Origin of the sequence: Methylobacterium sp. 2A, from assembly GCF_009806555.1 — a bacterium.
Taxonomy (GTDB): Bacteria; Pseudomonadota; Alphaproteobacteria; order Rhizobiales; family Beijerinckiaceae; genus Methylobacterium.
Window position 1 is genome coordinate 142,433 of record NZ_VUOK01000013.1, and the last position, 13,800, is coordinate 156,232.

Below are 13,800 nucleotides of genomic sequence, written 5' to 3' on the forward strand. Positions count from 1 at the left end.
ACACCGCAATTATGTATGCATGAAGAACCGTCTTGTATATTTTGTCAATGCGGAAGCATAATGTGCCACGACCTGGGCCGAATAGGTTGACCGTGACGTTCGCGACCGGCCGTGCGGACCACGACACCTTCGATCACGGACGGAGGAGAGCGGCTTTCTAATCCGCCCCGGCAATCCCGAGGCGTCCGACCGCAACGGAGGCACCGAACGCGGCAACCTTCGCGAACGCCGCTCGGCCCGGAGCGATCGACGGGTGCGGTGTCGCAAGCCGGAACAGCGCCGAGCGGCGTCTGGCCTGCTCCTCGGCCGACGCCATGGCGCGGAGGGCTTCGGCGAGCATCAGCGCACGAGAAAGGAATGGGGGATGAATCACGCGCAGCGCCTGAAGCAGCGGATCGAGGACGAGATCGTCTCCGGTGAGCTCGCGCTGGGATCGCGCCTCGACGAAAATCAGCTCGCGGCCCGGTTCGGCGTCTCGCGCACGCCGATCCGGGAGGCGTTGCTGCAGCTTGCCGCCACCGGCCTCATCCAGACGAAGCCGCGGCGCGGCGCGATCGTCAGCGCGCCCGAGCCGCACCTGCTGCTCGCCATGTTCGAGACCATGGCGGAGATCGAGGCCGCGTGCGGACGCCTCGCGTCGCGGCGCCTCACAGCGGACGATGCGGCCGCCCTGCAAGCGGCGCTGTCGGGCTGCCGGACCGCCATGGCGACGGAGGATGCGGAGGCGTACTACGCCGAGAACTACGTGTTCCACGCCGTCGTGTACCGCGCGAGCCACAACGACTTTTTAGCCGAGCAGGCTCTCTCGCTGCACCGCCGGCTGGCGCCTTACCGCCGATTGCAGCTGCGGGTTCGCCAGCGGGTGCCGCAATCGCTGGCCGAGCACGAAGCGATCGTCGCCGCCATCCTGGCCGGCGACGCGATGCAGGCGGCCGAGGCCCTGCGCAACCACGTGATCGTGCAGGGTGACCGCTTCACCGACCTCGTGGCCGGATTGCGGACGCCGACCGCCGCCTGAGCGCGGCCCCGACCGTCGTCAGACCGCGTCGGCGGTCCCGTAATGGGCCGCGATCACCGATTTCTTGCCCCGGATATGCTCGCGCATCAGGACAGCGAGCGATGCGCCGTCACGGGCGCGCAGGAGCGCGATCATCCGCTCGTGTTCGGCGACCGCCCGGGCCCATTGGTCCGCGGTCTGATGGGCGGTGTAGCGCGAACGCTGGATCCGCCCCGAAAGGCTCTCGTAAAGATTGGCCAGAACGGTGTTCCGGCTGGCCGCCATGATGGCCTCGTGGATGCGGCGGTTATAGCGGAAGTAGCCGGCCTCGTCGCCCGCCTTCCAGGCCGCCACCATCGCCTCGTGGTCGGCCACGATGGCGTCGACCTCTGCATCGCTGATCGTGCGGCAGGCGAGGTCGCCGGCCGTCGCCTCCAGGCCGGCGATCACCTCCATCATCTCCTCAAGCTCGGAATCCGAGATGCTGGCGACCCGCGCCCCGCGGTTCGGCAAGAGTTCGAGGAGGCCCTCCGTAGCCAGGATCTTGATCGCCTCACGGAGCGGCGTCCGTGAGATGCCGAAGCGCTCCGTCAGCTCGCCCTCATTGATCCGCGCCTTCGGCTCCATCTCGCCGGATCGGATCAACTCGCGAATCCGGTCCGCCACTTCGTCGTGCAGATAGCGGCGGCTGATGCCGATCCCGGATTCAATCTTGTTCATGGTCCCCCAACGCATGGCAGGTCCGCATGCCCGTCATCCCTGTGTAGGTGCCCGGCCATTCAGTGTCGAGGCGTGAGCGCCCGATCCAGCACGCGGGCCACATGTTCCGCGTGGAGTCCCAGCCCGTCATGGATCTGATGGCGGCAGCTCGTCCCGTCGGCGACGACGAGATCGCCGGGAGCCGCCGCGCGCAGGGCCGGGAACAGCGACAGCTCGGCCATGGCGAAGGAAGTCTCGATCGATTCCGGTCGATATCCGAAGGCCCCGGCCATGCCGCAGCAGCTCGACTCGATCACCCGCACATCGAGCCCCGGCACGGTCCGCAGCACCGTCTCCACCGAGCCCATCAGGCCGAAGGATTTCTGGTGGCAATGCCCGTGCAGATGGGCCACGCGGCCACGCTGGTCCGCGAGCGGCAGCGCGATCCGCCCCGCCGCGAGGTCGGCGGCCAGCAGTTCCTCGAACAGCATGGATTGCCGGGCGAGCAGGGCGGCATCCGATCCTGGGAGCAGCGCGGACAATTCGTCTCGGAAGGTGAGGAGGCAGGACGGCTCCAGACCGACGACCCGCGCGCCGGCCCGGACGAAGGGGAGAAGCGCGCTGAGGGTCCGCCGCGCCTCCTGCCGCGCCCGGTCGGTCTGGCCGGAGGCGAGCCAGGTCCGACCGCAGCAGAGCGGCCGCCGCCCGCGCTCCGGATAGACCCGGTGCAGGCGATAGCCGGCGGCGGCGAGCACCCGTTCGGCGGCCTCCAGATTCTCCCGCTCGAAGGCGCGGTTGAAGGTATCGCCGAACAGGATCACGTCGCGAAGATCGCCCTTCACGTCGCCGGGATGGGCGGCCTCGCCCTGCTCGCTCCAGGGCCGGCGCCAGCGCGGCAGGGAGCGCTTCGCGGAGAGGCCGGCGAATCTTTCGGAGAGCTGCGCCAGCGCCGGATGCCGATCCCGCAGGTTGAGGAGCGGCGCGAGCCGGGCGGCTGCCCCGGCATAGACCGGCATCAGGGCGATCAGCCGCTCGCGGAGCGGCAGCCCGTGCCGGGTATGGTAGTGGTGCAGGAACTCGATCTTCATCTTGGCCATGTCGACGCCGGTCGGGCATTCCCGCCGGCAGGCCTTGCAGGAGACGCAGAGATCGAGGGTCCGCTTCATCTCCGGGCTGGTGAAGGCGTCCTTGCCGAGCTGCCCCGACATGGCGAGCCGCAGGGAATTGGCCCGGCCCCGGGTGAGGTGCTGCTCCTCGCGGGTCACCCGGTAGGAGGGGCACATGGCACCGCCGGCGAGCTTCCGGCAGGTGCCGTTGTTGTTGCACATCTCGACGGCGGCGCCGAAGCCGCCCCAATCCGACCAGTCGAGGGCCGTCTGCATCGGCTGGGTCACCGCGTAGTCCGGCTTGAACCGGAACAGCGACCGGTCGTCCATCGTGAGCGGCCGGACGATCTTGCCGGGGTTGAGCCGGTTCTCGGGGTCGAAGGAATCCTTCACGCTCTCGAAGGCGCCGCCGAGGACCGGGCCGAACAGCGGCGCGATGTATTCGGAGCGCGAGATCCCGTCGCCGTGCTCGCCGGAATACGAGCCCTTGTACCGGCGCACGAGTTCGGAGGTTTCCTCCGCGATCGCGCGCATCTTCGCGACGTCGCCCCCCAGCTTCATGTCGAGGATCGGGCGCACGTGCAGGCAGCCGACCGAGGCGTGGGCGTACCACGTGCCGCGGGTGCCGTGCTTGGTGAACACCTCGGTCACCGCATCGGTGTAGTCGGCGAGGTGCTCCAAGGGCACCGCGCAATCCTCGATGAACGACACCGGCTTGGCGTCGCCCTTCATCGACATCATGATGTTGAGGCAGGCCTCGCGCACCTCCCAGACGGATTTCTGCCGGGCCGGCTCCACGACCTCGACCACCGCATCCCGATAGCCGTGATCGGCCATGCAGGCCTCAAGCCGCTTCAGGTCGCGCTTCAGGGCGCCGAGATCGTCGCCGGCGAATTCCGTCAGCAGCAGGCAGTTCGGCTGGCCGCGGGTGATGTCGGCGAGCGTCGTGCGGAACAGCGGAATGTCGGCGCCGAGCACGAGGACGTTGTTGTCGACGAGTTCCACCGCCACCGGGTCGAGCGCCACGATGTGCCGCGTGGTCTCCATCGCGGCCCGGAACGACGGGAAATGACACACGCCCATCACCCGGTGGGTCGGCAGGCGCGACAGCTTCAGCGTCACCGCCGTGGTGGCGGCCAGCGTGCCCTCCGACCCGACCAGCAGGTGCGCGAGGTTCGGACGCGGCTCGATCAGCGCGTCCAGATTGTAGCCGCCCACGCGCCGCTGCACCTTCGGATAGCGGAGCGCGATCTCGTCCCGGTGCTCGTGCGCGAGCGCGCGCATCTGCTCGGCCAGCGACTCGGCCCGGGCCGAGCCGGTGACGCCGGAGACCGCGTTGCCGGTCAGGCCGAAGGTGAAGGCCTCCCCGTCAGGGAACAGCGCGTCCAGGGCGAGGACGTTGTCGCTCATCTTGCCGTAGCGCAGGGAGCGGGCGCCGCAGGAATTGTTGCCCGCCATGCCGCCGATGGTGCAGCGGGTCGCGGTGGAGGGCTCGACGGGGAAGAACCAGCCATCGGCCTTCACCCGGGTGTTCAGCCGCTCCAGCACCATGCCGGGCTCGACCGTGATGGTGCCGGCCTCCGGATCGTAGGCCAGGATGCCGTTGAAGTGGCGCGAGCAGTCCACCACGAGGCCGGAGCCGATCGGCTGGCCGTTCTGCGAGGTCCCGCCGCCGCGCAGGATCACCGGCGCACCGTGCTCGGCGGCGATCCGCAGGGTCGCGGCGATGTCGGAGGCCGAGCGCGGCAGGACCACGCCGGCCGGCATGATCTGGTAGATCGAGGCGTCGGTGCTGTAGCGCCCGCGGGTGAAGGCATCGAAGCGCGCCTCGCCCTGAAGCTGCTCCGCCAGCCGGCGCGCCAGCCCGGCATCGCGCCGCGCCGCTGCGCGCGGCGCTGTCGCGATCTGCGCCTTCGGTCCCGTCACGTCAGCATCCTCCCGCGGTGACCCGGAGCCACCTTGGCGGGATTGTATTCAAAATTCAGAGGTTCGGAAATCACCTCCGGCACCCTGCGCGCTTCCGGCGCGGTTCACGACACGCGTTCTGCGTGTTGATCCCCGCCCCGGCTCGGGCGCCGGATGTCACGAGAGCATCCGGGTGTCCCCGTCGATGGAGATCGCCTGGCCGGAGATCGTCCGGCCGCGCTCCGAGCAGAGCAGCAGGATCTGGTCGGCCAGCTGCCGGGCGGTGACGTAGTCCTTGATCGACACGAACGAGAAGGCGCGCGCCTCCATCTCGGCGAAGCTGGTGCCCTGCTGCTGCGCCTTCGCCTCCAGCACCCGTCGCTGGCGGTCACCGGCGACCAAACCCGGCAGGATCGCGTTGACCCGGATTCCGTCGCCGCCGAGTTCGATGGCGAGCGATTTGGTGAAGCCGATCACGCCCCATTTCGCCGCCGCGTAGGGGCTGCGCAGGGCGAAGCCGAACTTGCCGGCCGCCGAGGACAGGTTGACGATCGAGGCGTTGGCGCTCCGCCGCAGATGCGGCACCGCGAGCCGCGCGCAGTTGAACTGGCTGGTCAGGCAGACGGTCAGGCACTGATCCCAGGTCTCGGGAGCGATCTCCTCCACCCGCCCGGTCGGCCCGGCGATGCCGGCATTGTTCACGAGCACGTCGAGGCCGCCGAGATGATCGATCGCGGAGTCCATCATCGCCGCCACCGCGGCCCGGTCCGCCACGTCGGTCCGGCTGCGCCCGACGGCGGCCGGCAGCGTGGCCAGGGCCTCCGGGTCGATGTCGCAGGCGAAGACCCGCGCGCCCTCCTCAAGGAAGGCGTCGACGATGGCACGCCCGATTCCCGCCGCCCCCGCGGTGACGAGGACGCGCAGCCCGGTCATTCCAAGATCCATGATCAGTTCTCCCCATGCTCGTCCCGCAACGTGCCGCGGGACAGGATGAAATCGGCCGCCTCGCGGATATCGGCAGCGATCGCCGCGGCGGCGGCCGGAGCGTCGCGCGCCTCGATCGCCGCGCGGGCTTCGGCATGGCGCCGCAGGGCGAAACCCTGGTGCAGCCGCTCCGGGCAGGCGCGCAGATCCAGGTTGATGACCGGGCCGGCCTTCAGCCACAGGCGGCCGATGATCTCCGTGAGCGGGGCCAACCCGCAGGCCCCGTAGATCGCGAAGTGCAGATCGCGGTTGAGCTGGACGGCCCTGATCCGGTCGGGCTCCAGCGATTCGGCCTCCGCCCGGAACGCCGCCTCCGCCTGCCGGATCGCACCGAGTTCGGCCTCCGTCCGGCGTTCGGCGGCGCGCGCGGCCGCGATGCCTTCGACGGCGATGCGTGTCTCGGCGAGCGCCCGGAACGCACCCGCACCCAGGATCGGAACGCGGATCACCCGGGCCGGGGCGACCTCCAGCACCCCTTCGGCGACGAGGCGGCTCACGGCCTCCCGGACCGGCATCACCGAGACCCCGAAGGCCGCCGCGCTGCTGCGCAGGGAGAGCCTGTCGCCCGGAGCCAGCCGGCCCGAGGCCAGGAGGTCCGACAGCGCCGCATAGGCGGTGTCGGTGAGGGTTCGCCGTTCAAGCTGCGGGAGGTCGGCCAGCGCCGCCAGGGATTCCATGGCGTGAGACTAGACGAAACCGGATCGTTCCCGCTAGTGATCTGTGATCACAGCGGCGGCGCACGCCGCGGGAACGGGATACGGGAGGGCTGTCATGACCGGCAGCGTCGCGATCGTGGGCGTCGGTCTGATCGGCCGGGCCTGGGCGATGATCTTCGCCCGCGCCGGCTGGGATGTGCGCCTGTTCGACGCCGCCGCCGGCGTCGCCGAGGCGGCGATCCCGCTCTGCGTCGAGGGCCTGCGCGTCCTGGCCGGGAACGGGCTCTGCCCCGATCCGGAGGCGGCCGCGCGGCGGATCCGGGCTGTCCCGAGCCTCGCCGCGTGCCTGGACGGCGTCGCCTTCGTGCAGGAGAACGGTCCGGAGACGCTGGCCGCCAAGCAGACGCTCTTCGCCGAACTCGACGCCCGCGCGCCGGCCGAGGCCATCCTGGCCTCGTCCTCCTCGGCGATCCGGTGCTCGCTGTTCACCGAGGATCTGCCGGGCCGGGGGCGCTGCCTCATCGGCCATCCGGTAAACCCGCCGCACCTGATCCCGCTGGTGGAGATCTCCGGCGCGCCCTGGACCGCCCCGGAGGCACTGGACCGGGCGCGGGCCATCTACGAGCAGATCGGCCAGGTGCCGATCACGGTGCTGAAGGAGATCGAGGGCTTCATCCTGAACCGGCTGCAGGGCGCGCTGCTGGCGGAGGCGTTCCGCCTCGCCGCCGAGGGCTACGTGACCCCGCAGGACCTCGACCGGACCGTTGCGGACGGACTTGGCCTGCGCTGGAGCTTCATGGGGCCGTTCGAGACGATCGAGCTCAACGCGCCGGGCGGCATCGCGGATTACTGCGCGCGCTACACCGGTTTCTACAAGCGCCTCGCCGCCGATCCGGCGCCGCCCGCGGTCTACGAGGCGCCGGCCACGGAGGCGATCCTGGCGCAATGGCCGGCCAAGCCCGATCTGCCGGCTCGCATGCAAAGGCGCGACGCGCGGCTCGCGGCGCTCCGTGCCCACAAGGCTTCACAGAAGGATTGATCATGGCTGCACAGCGGAAAGTCATCATCACCTGCGCGGTGACGGGCGCGATCCACACGCCCAGCATGTCGCCGCACCTGCCGGTGACAGCTGAAGAGATCGCCGACGCCGCCATCGGGGCGGCGGAGGCCGGCGCGGCGATCGTGCATCTGCACGCCCGCAACCCGGAGACCGGCCAGCCCGATCAGTCGCCCGAGGCCTTCGCTCCGTTCCTGTCGGTGATCAAGCAGCGCTCCTCCTGCGTGATCAATCTCACCACCGGCGGCGCGCCGACCATGTCGATCGAGGAGCGGGTCCGCCCGGCCGCCACGTTCAAGCCCGAGGTCGCCTCCCTGAATCTCGGCTCGATGAATTTCGGGCTGTTCGGCATGCTCGACCGGTTCAAGGACCTGAAGCACCAGTGGGAGCGGGACTATCTCGGCAACAAGGACATCATCTTCCGCAACACGTTCGGGCAGATCGAGCATATCCTGACGACTTGCGGGCCGAACGGCACGAAGTTCGAGTTCGAATGCTATGACACCGCTCATCTCTACAACCTGAAATATTTTTTCGACCGGGGCCTCGTGCAGGCGCCGCTGTTCATCCAGACGGTGTTCGGGCTTCAGGGCGGGATCGGCGCGCATCCCGACGACGTGATGCACATGAAGCGCACCGCCGACCGGCTGTTCGGCGATCAGTACCGGTGGTCGGTGCTGGGGGCGGGCCGCAACCAGATGAACATCGCCGCCATGGCGGCCGCGATAGGCGGCAACGTCCGCGTCGGGCTGGAGGACAGCCTCTGGGACGGGCCAGGCAAGCTCGCCGAGACGAACGCCGCGCAGGTGCGGCGCGTCCGGTCGATCATCGAAGGGCTGGGGCTCGCGGTGGCCTCGCCCGACGAGGCGCGGGAGATGCTGGCGCTGAAGGGGGGCGACAAGGTCGCGTTCTGAGTCTGAATCTGGCGGTTGTAAGCGTCCCCAGTCGGTTAGCCGGGCTGACCGAACACCCGCTCCACATCCGCCTGCCCGATCCCGTCGATCTCTAAGATCTTCAACCGGCTCTGGTCGCCCGAGGCGATCCGCACCGCGCCGCGGCTCACCTTCAGCATCTTGGCGATCATCTTCTCCAGCGCCGCGTTGGCGGCGCCCTCCACCGGCGGCGCGGCGACGCGGGCCTTGAGATAGGGCTGGCCCTTCTCGTCGCGCGCCCACCCGTCCACGGCGTCGCGCCCGCCGCGGGGCGTCAGCCGAACCGCCAGCCGGACCGTCATCGCGCGAAGCTCAAAAAATCTTGCCGGGGTTCAGCCGGTTGTCCGGATCGAGCGCGCGCTTGACCAGCCGCATCGCGGCGATCTCCTCGGGCGAGCGCGACAGCGGCAGCTTGCTCCGCTTCTCCAGGCCGATCCCGTGCTCGGCCGAGACAGAGCCGTTCAGTTCGGCCAGCGGCTCGTAGAGCGCGGCGTCGATCGCGGCGTTGCCGGCGGCGTCGAGGCGGGTGGTGTTCCAGTGCAGGTTGTTGTCGCCGATATGGCCGTAGACGACCGCCCGGCAGCCCGGAATGGCGGAGAGCCGTTCGAGCGCGCCGCGCACGTAGCCGTCCATCTTCGCCAGCGGCACGCTGACGTCGAAGGCGCGCTCGATCCCGTCGGCGTTGAGATGCTCCACCCGGTCGCGGATGCGCCACATGCCCCGGCGCTGCTCCTCGGAGGCGGCGACCGCGGCGTCGAGGATCGTGCCCTCGCCCATCAGGCGCTCCAGCAGGCCCAGGAAGCGCTCGGATTCCTCGGGCACGCACTCGACCTCGATGATGGCGTAGAACGGGTAATCGTGGCCGAGCGGCGGCGTGGCCCGGCCGGGGGCGGTCATCACCCGGTAGAACTCAGGCCACAGGCCCTCGAAGGACGAGACGCGGCCCTGGAACGCGCTCTGCGCCGCGCGCAGCACCCGCGCCCCATCGTCGACGCCCGGGCAGGCGATCAGCGCCGTGGCGTAGCCGGCGGGCTCCGGGCGCAGCCGCAGAACCGCCCGCGTGACGATGCCGAGCGTCCCCTCGGTGCCGATGAAGAGCTGCTTCAGGTCGAGCCCGGTGTTGTTCTTGATCAGCGGGCGCATCGACGACACCACCGTGCCGTCGGCCAGCACCGCTTCGAGCCCGAGCACCATCTCGCGCATCATGCCGTAGCGCAGCACCCGGAGGCCGCCGGCATTGGTCGAGATCGCGCCGCCGACCGTCGCCGAGCCCCGGGCGCCGAGATCGAGGGGGAAGAACAGGCCGGCCTCGGTTGCCGCGTTCTGCACGCTCTCGAGGGTGGCGCCCGTCCCGACCACCACCGTCATGCCGAGCGGGTCCACCGGCTCGATCTGGGTCATGCGCTCGGTCGAGAGGGTGATCTCGTCGGGCGCGCACAAGGTCCCGTCCACGAGGCCGGTGGCGCCGCCCCGCGGAACCACGGCGACGCCGGCTTCGTGGCAGGCCGCCAGGACGGCACGCGTCTCGGCGGTGCTGCGCGGGCGGACCAGCGCGAAGGCGGCGCAGGGCTCGGTCGGCCGCGTCCAGTTGGCCGAGCGCTGGCGCAGCTCGTCGCCGGTGACGACGCCGGACGGTCCGACGAGCGCGGCGAGGCGGTCGAGGAGGGCGGCGTTGGTCATCGGCATGGTCCTGTTGGGCTCACGCCCGATGCTCTGTCACAGAAAGCCACGCGCCGCGAGGTTGCGCATCAGCGCGCGGGCCCCGAAGGTCCAGGGCTCGCAGGCATCGCACGAGCGCATGCGGTTGACGAGGCTGCCGAGTTCCGGGCTCGCGACCACGACCCGATCGTTCTCGACATGGGTGAAGCCGAGGCCCGGCCCATGCCGGTCCTGGATCGGCGCGAACATCGTGCCGAGGAGCAGCAGCGCCCCGTCCGGATAGTGGTGCGTGCGCCCCATCAGGGCCGCCACCAGCTCGTCGGGATCGCGGCTGATCTCGGCCAGCGGCGAGGTGCCCTCCATGCGGAACCCGTCGGTGCCGGTCACCTCCAGCGTCACGGTGGTGCGCCGGATGGTGTCGAGATCGAAGGTCTCGTCGAACAGGCGCAGGAACGGCCCGAGCGCGCAGGAGGCGTTGTTGTCCTTGGCCTTACCCAGCAACAGGGCCGAGCGGCCCTCGAAGTCGCGCAGATTGACGTCATTGGCGAGGGTCGCCCCGACGATCCGCTGATCGGAGGCGACGGCCAGCGCCACCTCGGGCTCCGGGTTGTTCCAGTGGGAATGCGGATGCAGGCCGGCATCCGCGCCGCAGCCCACGGCCGACATCGGCTGGGCCTTCGTGAAGATCTCCGCATCCGGGCCGATGCCGACCTCCAGGTACTGGCTCCAGGCGCCCTGCGCGACCAGCACCTCCTTCAACGCCATCGCCTCGGCCGAGCCGGGCTTCAGCCGGCGCAGGTCCTGGCCGACCAGACGCACGACCTCCGCGCGGATCGCCGCCGCGGCGGCGAGGTCGCCGCGCGCCCGCTCCTCGATGACGCGCTCCAGCATGGAGGTGGCGAAGGTGACGCCCGCCGCCTTCAGGGCCTGGAGATCGACCGGCGCGAGCAGCCACGGCCGATTCGTATTGCGGAGGTCCGGCGGCGTGTTGGCCAGGATCGCGTCGAGGCTGCCGAGATCCTCGCCCTCCGCCCCGCGCAGGGCTGCGGCGGGATCGGGCTGTTCGCACAGGTCGCTCACCGTGGGCAGGCGGGGCGTGACGTCGATCACCCGCGCCTCGCCCGACGCGTCGGCACGGATCGCCACGACGCTGGGCCCCTGCGCGTCCGGGCGCCAGACCCGGCCGACAAGAGAGCCGCGACACCCGTCGACGGGTAGGACCGCCTGCGCGTTCAGACCGGATAACGACATGGTGCTCCCTTTCACGACCCCTGCCGACGCAGAGGGCGCCCATGGGGCCACCCTCCCCCGCAAAGGAGGGGGTCGGCGCATGAGCTATCCGGGCGGCCCCCCTGTCGACCGCACGATGATTCCAAGCCCGATATGAATCCGCAAGCGTCGACCGGGAGGACGAACGGATGCACACGTCTCCCTTGGAGAGGCGCGGGCGGCTCCGCGTCTCTTCCTCCCCCGCTGCGGGCGAGGGGCGAATCCGGTTTGCGGCCTGCGGATGATGACGGAGCGCGACAGGCTCCCCCTCCCGTGCCGGAGAAGGGACCCATGCCTCATCCTGCAAAAGGAAGAATCCGCCAAGCCATCCAATCTGTGTCGCCTGCAAAGGGGGGAGGGGGCTTGAGCCATCCCGGCCGTCCCTCCTGGCAACAGCACGATGATCCCAGACCGCTGTATCGCTCCGCGAGCCCGCATGGGAGCGGGTGAAGGTCGCGCGGGGGCTGCCGACGACAATGCCCGGCTTCAACCGGCCGGGATCGGGGGCGATTGGATAGCGGGCGGCGAGGGTCTATCGTCGCGGGCGATGTCCACCCCCGTGTCATCCGTCCGCCGCCTCGACCCGATCCTCGTCGACCGCATCGCCGCGGGCGAGGTGGTGGAGCGCCCCGCCTCGGCCGTGAAGGAGCTGGTCGAGAACGCCATCGATGCGGGCGCCCGGTCCATCGAGGTCACGGTCGAGGCGGGCGGCCGCCGGCTGATCCGCGTGGTCGATGACGGCCGCGGAATGACCCCGGACGACCTCGATCTCGCGGTCGAGCGTCACGCCACCTCGAAGCTCCCCGGGGGCGACCTGACGGCGATCGACACGCTGGGTTTCCGCGGCGAGGCCTTGCCCTCGATCGGGGCGGTGTCGCGGCTCGCCATCGTTACCCGCACGCCGGAGGCCGAGGCCGGGGCGAGCCTCATCGTCGAAGCGGGGCTGAAAGGTCCGGTCCGCCCGGCCCCGGCGCAGCCCGGCACGCGGATCGAGGTGACCGAGCTGTTCGCCGCGACGCCGGCCCGGCTCAAGTTCCTGAAATCCGACCGGGCCGAGAATGCCGCCATCGCCGAGACCCTGCGGCGTCTCGCCGTGACGCAGGCGGGGATCCGCTTCACCCTGCGGGCCGATGCCGGCCAGCCCCTGGTGCTCCCGGCCGAAACCGGCCCCGAGGCGGATCTGCGCCGGCTCACCGCCGTGCTGGGGCCGGATTTCGCCGCCAACGCCCTGCCGGTCTCGCTCGCCCGGGAGGGATTCGCGGTGACCGGCCATGTCGGCCTGCCGACCTATCACCGGGGCGCGGCGACCCACATCCACCTCGCCGTCAACGGCCGCCCGGTGCGCGACCGGCTGCTCCTCGGGGCGGTGCGCGGCGCCTATGCCGACACCCTGGCCTCGGACCGCCACCCCGTGCTCGGCCTGACGATCGTCTGCGAGCCCGAACGGGTCGACGTCAATGTCCACCCGGCCAAGACGGAGGTGCGCTTCCGCGAGCCGGGCCTCGTGCGGGCGCTGATCGTCAGCGCCATCCACGAGGCCCTGCGCCAGGGCGGCGCCCGCTCGGCCACGACCGGCGCCGCCCGGACCCTCGACGCCCTGCGCCCGGCCGGTCCGGCCCTCGCGATCCACACCGGAGCGGCGGCACCGAGCCTGTTCCAGCCGACGCGGCCGAGCCCGTTTCCGTCAGGCGCGCCCTCGGTGGCGGCGCCGGCGGGCTACCGGAATTCGCCGACATGGCGACCCGCCCCGATGCCGCGCGCCGCGGAGCCCGCTTACGCCCTGGCGGAGGAGGGCGGCTTCGCGGAGGCGCCCCAGGCCGCCTTCGCCGGGGACGTCGCGGCCCCGCCCCAGGCGGATGTCCGTCCGCTCGCCGAGGCTCCGGAGGCGATCGATCATCCCCTCGGGGCGGCCCGGGCGCAGATCCACGAGACCTACATCCTCGCCCAGACCCGCGACGGCCTCGTGATTGTCGATCAGCACGCCGCCCATGAGCGCCTCGTCTACGAGCGGATGAAGGCCGAGCGGGCGGCCGGTGGCATCGCCCGGCAGGGGCTGCTGATCCCCGACGTGGTCGAGATGAGCCCCGAGGAGGCCGACCGGCTCGTCGCCGCCGCGCCGGACCTCGACCGGCTCGGCCTGACCATCGAGGCGTTCGGGCCGGGGGCCGTGCTGGTCCGCGAGGTGCCGGCCGCGCTCCTCGGCGCCTCGGTGCGCGACCTCGTGACCGACATCCTCAACGCCCTCGAATCGAGCGGCGACGAGGAGGGCGGCGCGCCGGCCGGGGAGGGCGGTCCGCTCGGCCGGCGCCTCGACGCGGTGCTCTCGCGCATGAGCTGCCACGGCTCGGTCCGCGCCGGACGGCGCCTGCGGCCCGAGGAGATGAACGCGCTGCTGCGCGAGATGGAGGCGACGCCGAATTCCGGCCAGTGCAACCACGGCCGCCCGACCTCGATCGAGCTGAAGCTGTCCGACATCGAGCGGCTGTTCGGCCGGCGGTGACCCTGTCGGGACAGGCAAAGAGCGAAGCAGTTACAG

12 protein-coding genes are annotated in these 13,800 nt (G+C 70.9%); 4 read left to right on the top strand and 8 right to left on the bottom strand.

The window, feature by feature from the left end; genetic code table 11:
- Window positions 1-157: 157 nt before the first annotated feature.
- Window positions 158-340, bottom strand: coding sequence for a hypothetical protein (locus FVE89_RS06820; RefSeq protein WP_160533280.1), 183 nt, complete (start codon window positions 338-340; stop codon window positions 158-160).
- Between the two features lie 24 nt (window positions 341-364).
- Here FVE89_RS06820 and FVE89_RS06825 point away from each other — a divergent pair, with 24 nt between their 5' ends.
- Window positions 365-1,018 (top strand): GntR family transcriptional regulator, encoded by a 654-nt coding sequence (locus FVE89_RS06825; RefSeq protein WP_160533281.1) that lies wholly within the window; start codon window positions 365-367, stop codon window positions 1,016-1,018.
- 18 nt (window positions 1,019-1,036) lie between these two features.
- Here the strand turns inward: FVE89_RS06825 and FVE89_RS06830 are convergent, their stop codons facing one another.
- From FVE89_RS06830 to FVE89_RS06845, 4 genes are all read right to left on the bottom strand, one after another.
- Window positions 1,037-1,717 carry a GntR family transcriptional regulator gene (locus FVE89_RS06830; RefSeq protein ID WP_160533282.1) on the bottom strand — a complete coding sequence of 227 codons (681 nt, stop codon included), beginning with the start codon at window positions 1,715-1,717 and terminating at the stop codon, window positions 1,037-1,039.
- Between the two features lie 59 nt (window positions 1,718-1,776).
- Window positions 1,777-4,728 carry an FAD-binding and (Fe-S)-binding domain-containing protein gene (locus FVE89_RS06835; protein ID WP_160533283.1) on the bottom strand — a complete coding sequence of 984 codons (2,952 nt, stop codon included), beginning with the start codon at window positions 4,726-4,728 and terminating at the stop codon, window positions 1,777-1,779.
- Between the two features lie 156 nt (window positions 4,729-4,884).
- Window positions 4,885-5,652 (bottom strand): SDR family oxidoreductase, encoded by a 768-nt coding sequence (locus FVE89_RS06840; RefSeq protein WP_160533284.1) that lies wholly within the window; start codon window positions 5,650-5,652, stop codon window positions 4,885-4,887.
- Between the two features lie 2 nt (window positions 5,653-5,654).
- The gene (locus FVE89_RS06845) at window positions 5,655-6,368 is read right to left on the bottom strand and encodes a GntR family transcriptional regulator (protein WP_160533285.1); all 714 of its coding nucleotides are present in this window, start codon (window positions 6,366-6,368) and stop codon (window positions 5,655-5,657) included.
- A 94-nt stretch (window positions 6,369-6,462) separates the two neighbouring features.
- Between FVE89_RS06845 and FVE89_RS06850 the strand changes: the two genes are divergently transcribed.
- Both FVE89_RS06850 and FVE89_RS06855 read left to right on the top strand, forming a co-directional pair.
- Window positions 6,463-7,386, top strand: coding sequence for a 3-hydroxyacyl-CoA dehydrogenase (locus tag FVE89_RS06850; protein ID WP_160533286.1), 924 nt, complete (start codon window positions 6,463-6,465; stop codon window positions 7,384-7,386).
- Between the two features lie 2 nt (window positions 7,387-7,388).
- The gene (locus FVE89_RS06855) at window positions 7,389-8,318 is read left to right on the top strand and encodes a 3-keto-5-aminohexanoate cleavage protein (protein ID WP_160533287.1); all 930 of its coding nucleotides are present in this window, start codon (window positions 7,389-7,391) and stop codon (window positions 8,316-8,318) included.
- A gap of 35 nt (window positions 8,319-8,353) precedes the next feature.
- Here FVE89_RS06855 and FVE89_RS06860 read toward each other — a convergent pair whose 3' ends face one another.
- The 3 genes from FVE89_RS06860 to FVE89_RS06870 are packed head-to-tail and all read right to left on the bottom strand — an operon-like array spanning window position 8,354 to window position 11,246.
- Complete coding sequence (locus FVE89_RS06860; RefSeq protein ID WP_160533288.1) at window positions 8,354-8,638, bottom strand: DUF167 family protein; 285 nt, start codon at window positions 8,636-8,638, stop codon at window positions 8,354-8,356.
- 10 nt (window positions 8,639-8,648) lie between these two features.
- Window positions 8,649-10,016 (bottom strand): FAD-binding oxidoreductase, encoded by a 1,368-nt coding sequence (locus FVE89_RS06865; RefSeq protein WP_246730521.1) that lies wholly within the window; start codon window positions 10,014-10,016, stop codon window positions 8,649-8,651.
- A 36-nt stretch (window positions 10,017-10,052) separates the two neighbouring features.
- Window positions 10,053-11,246 carry a fumarylacetoacetate hydrolase family protein gene (locus FVE89_RS06870; RefSeq protein ID WP_160533290.1) on the bottom strand — a complete coding sequence of 398 codons (1,194 nt, stop codon included), beginning with the start codon at window positions 11,244-11,246 and terminating at the stop codon, window positions 10,053-10,055.
- A 565-nt stretch (window positions 11,247-11,811) separates the two neighbouring features.
- Here FVE89_RS06870 and mutL point away from each other — a divergent pair.
- Window positions 11,812-13,764, top strand: a complete 1,953-nt coding sequence (gene mutL, locus FVE89_RS06875) for a DNA mismatch repair endonuclease MutL (protein WP_160533291.1) — start codon at window positions 11,812-11,814, stop codon at window positions 13,762-13,764.
- Window positions 13,765-13,800: the final 36 nt, after the last annotated feature.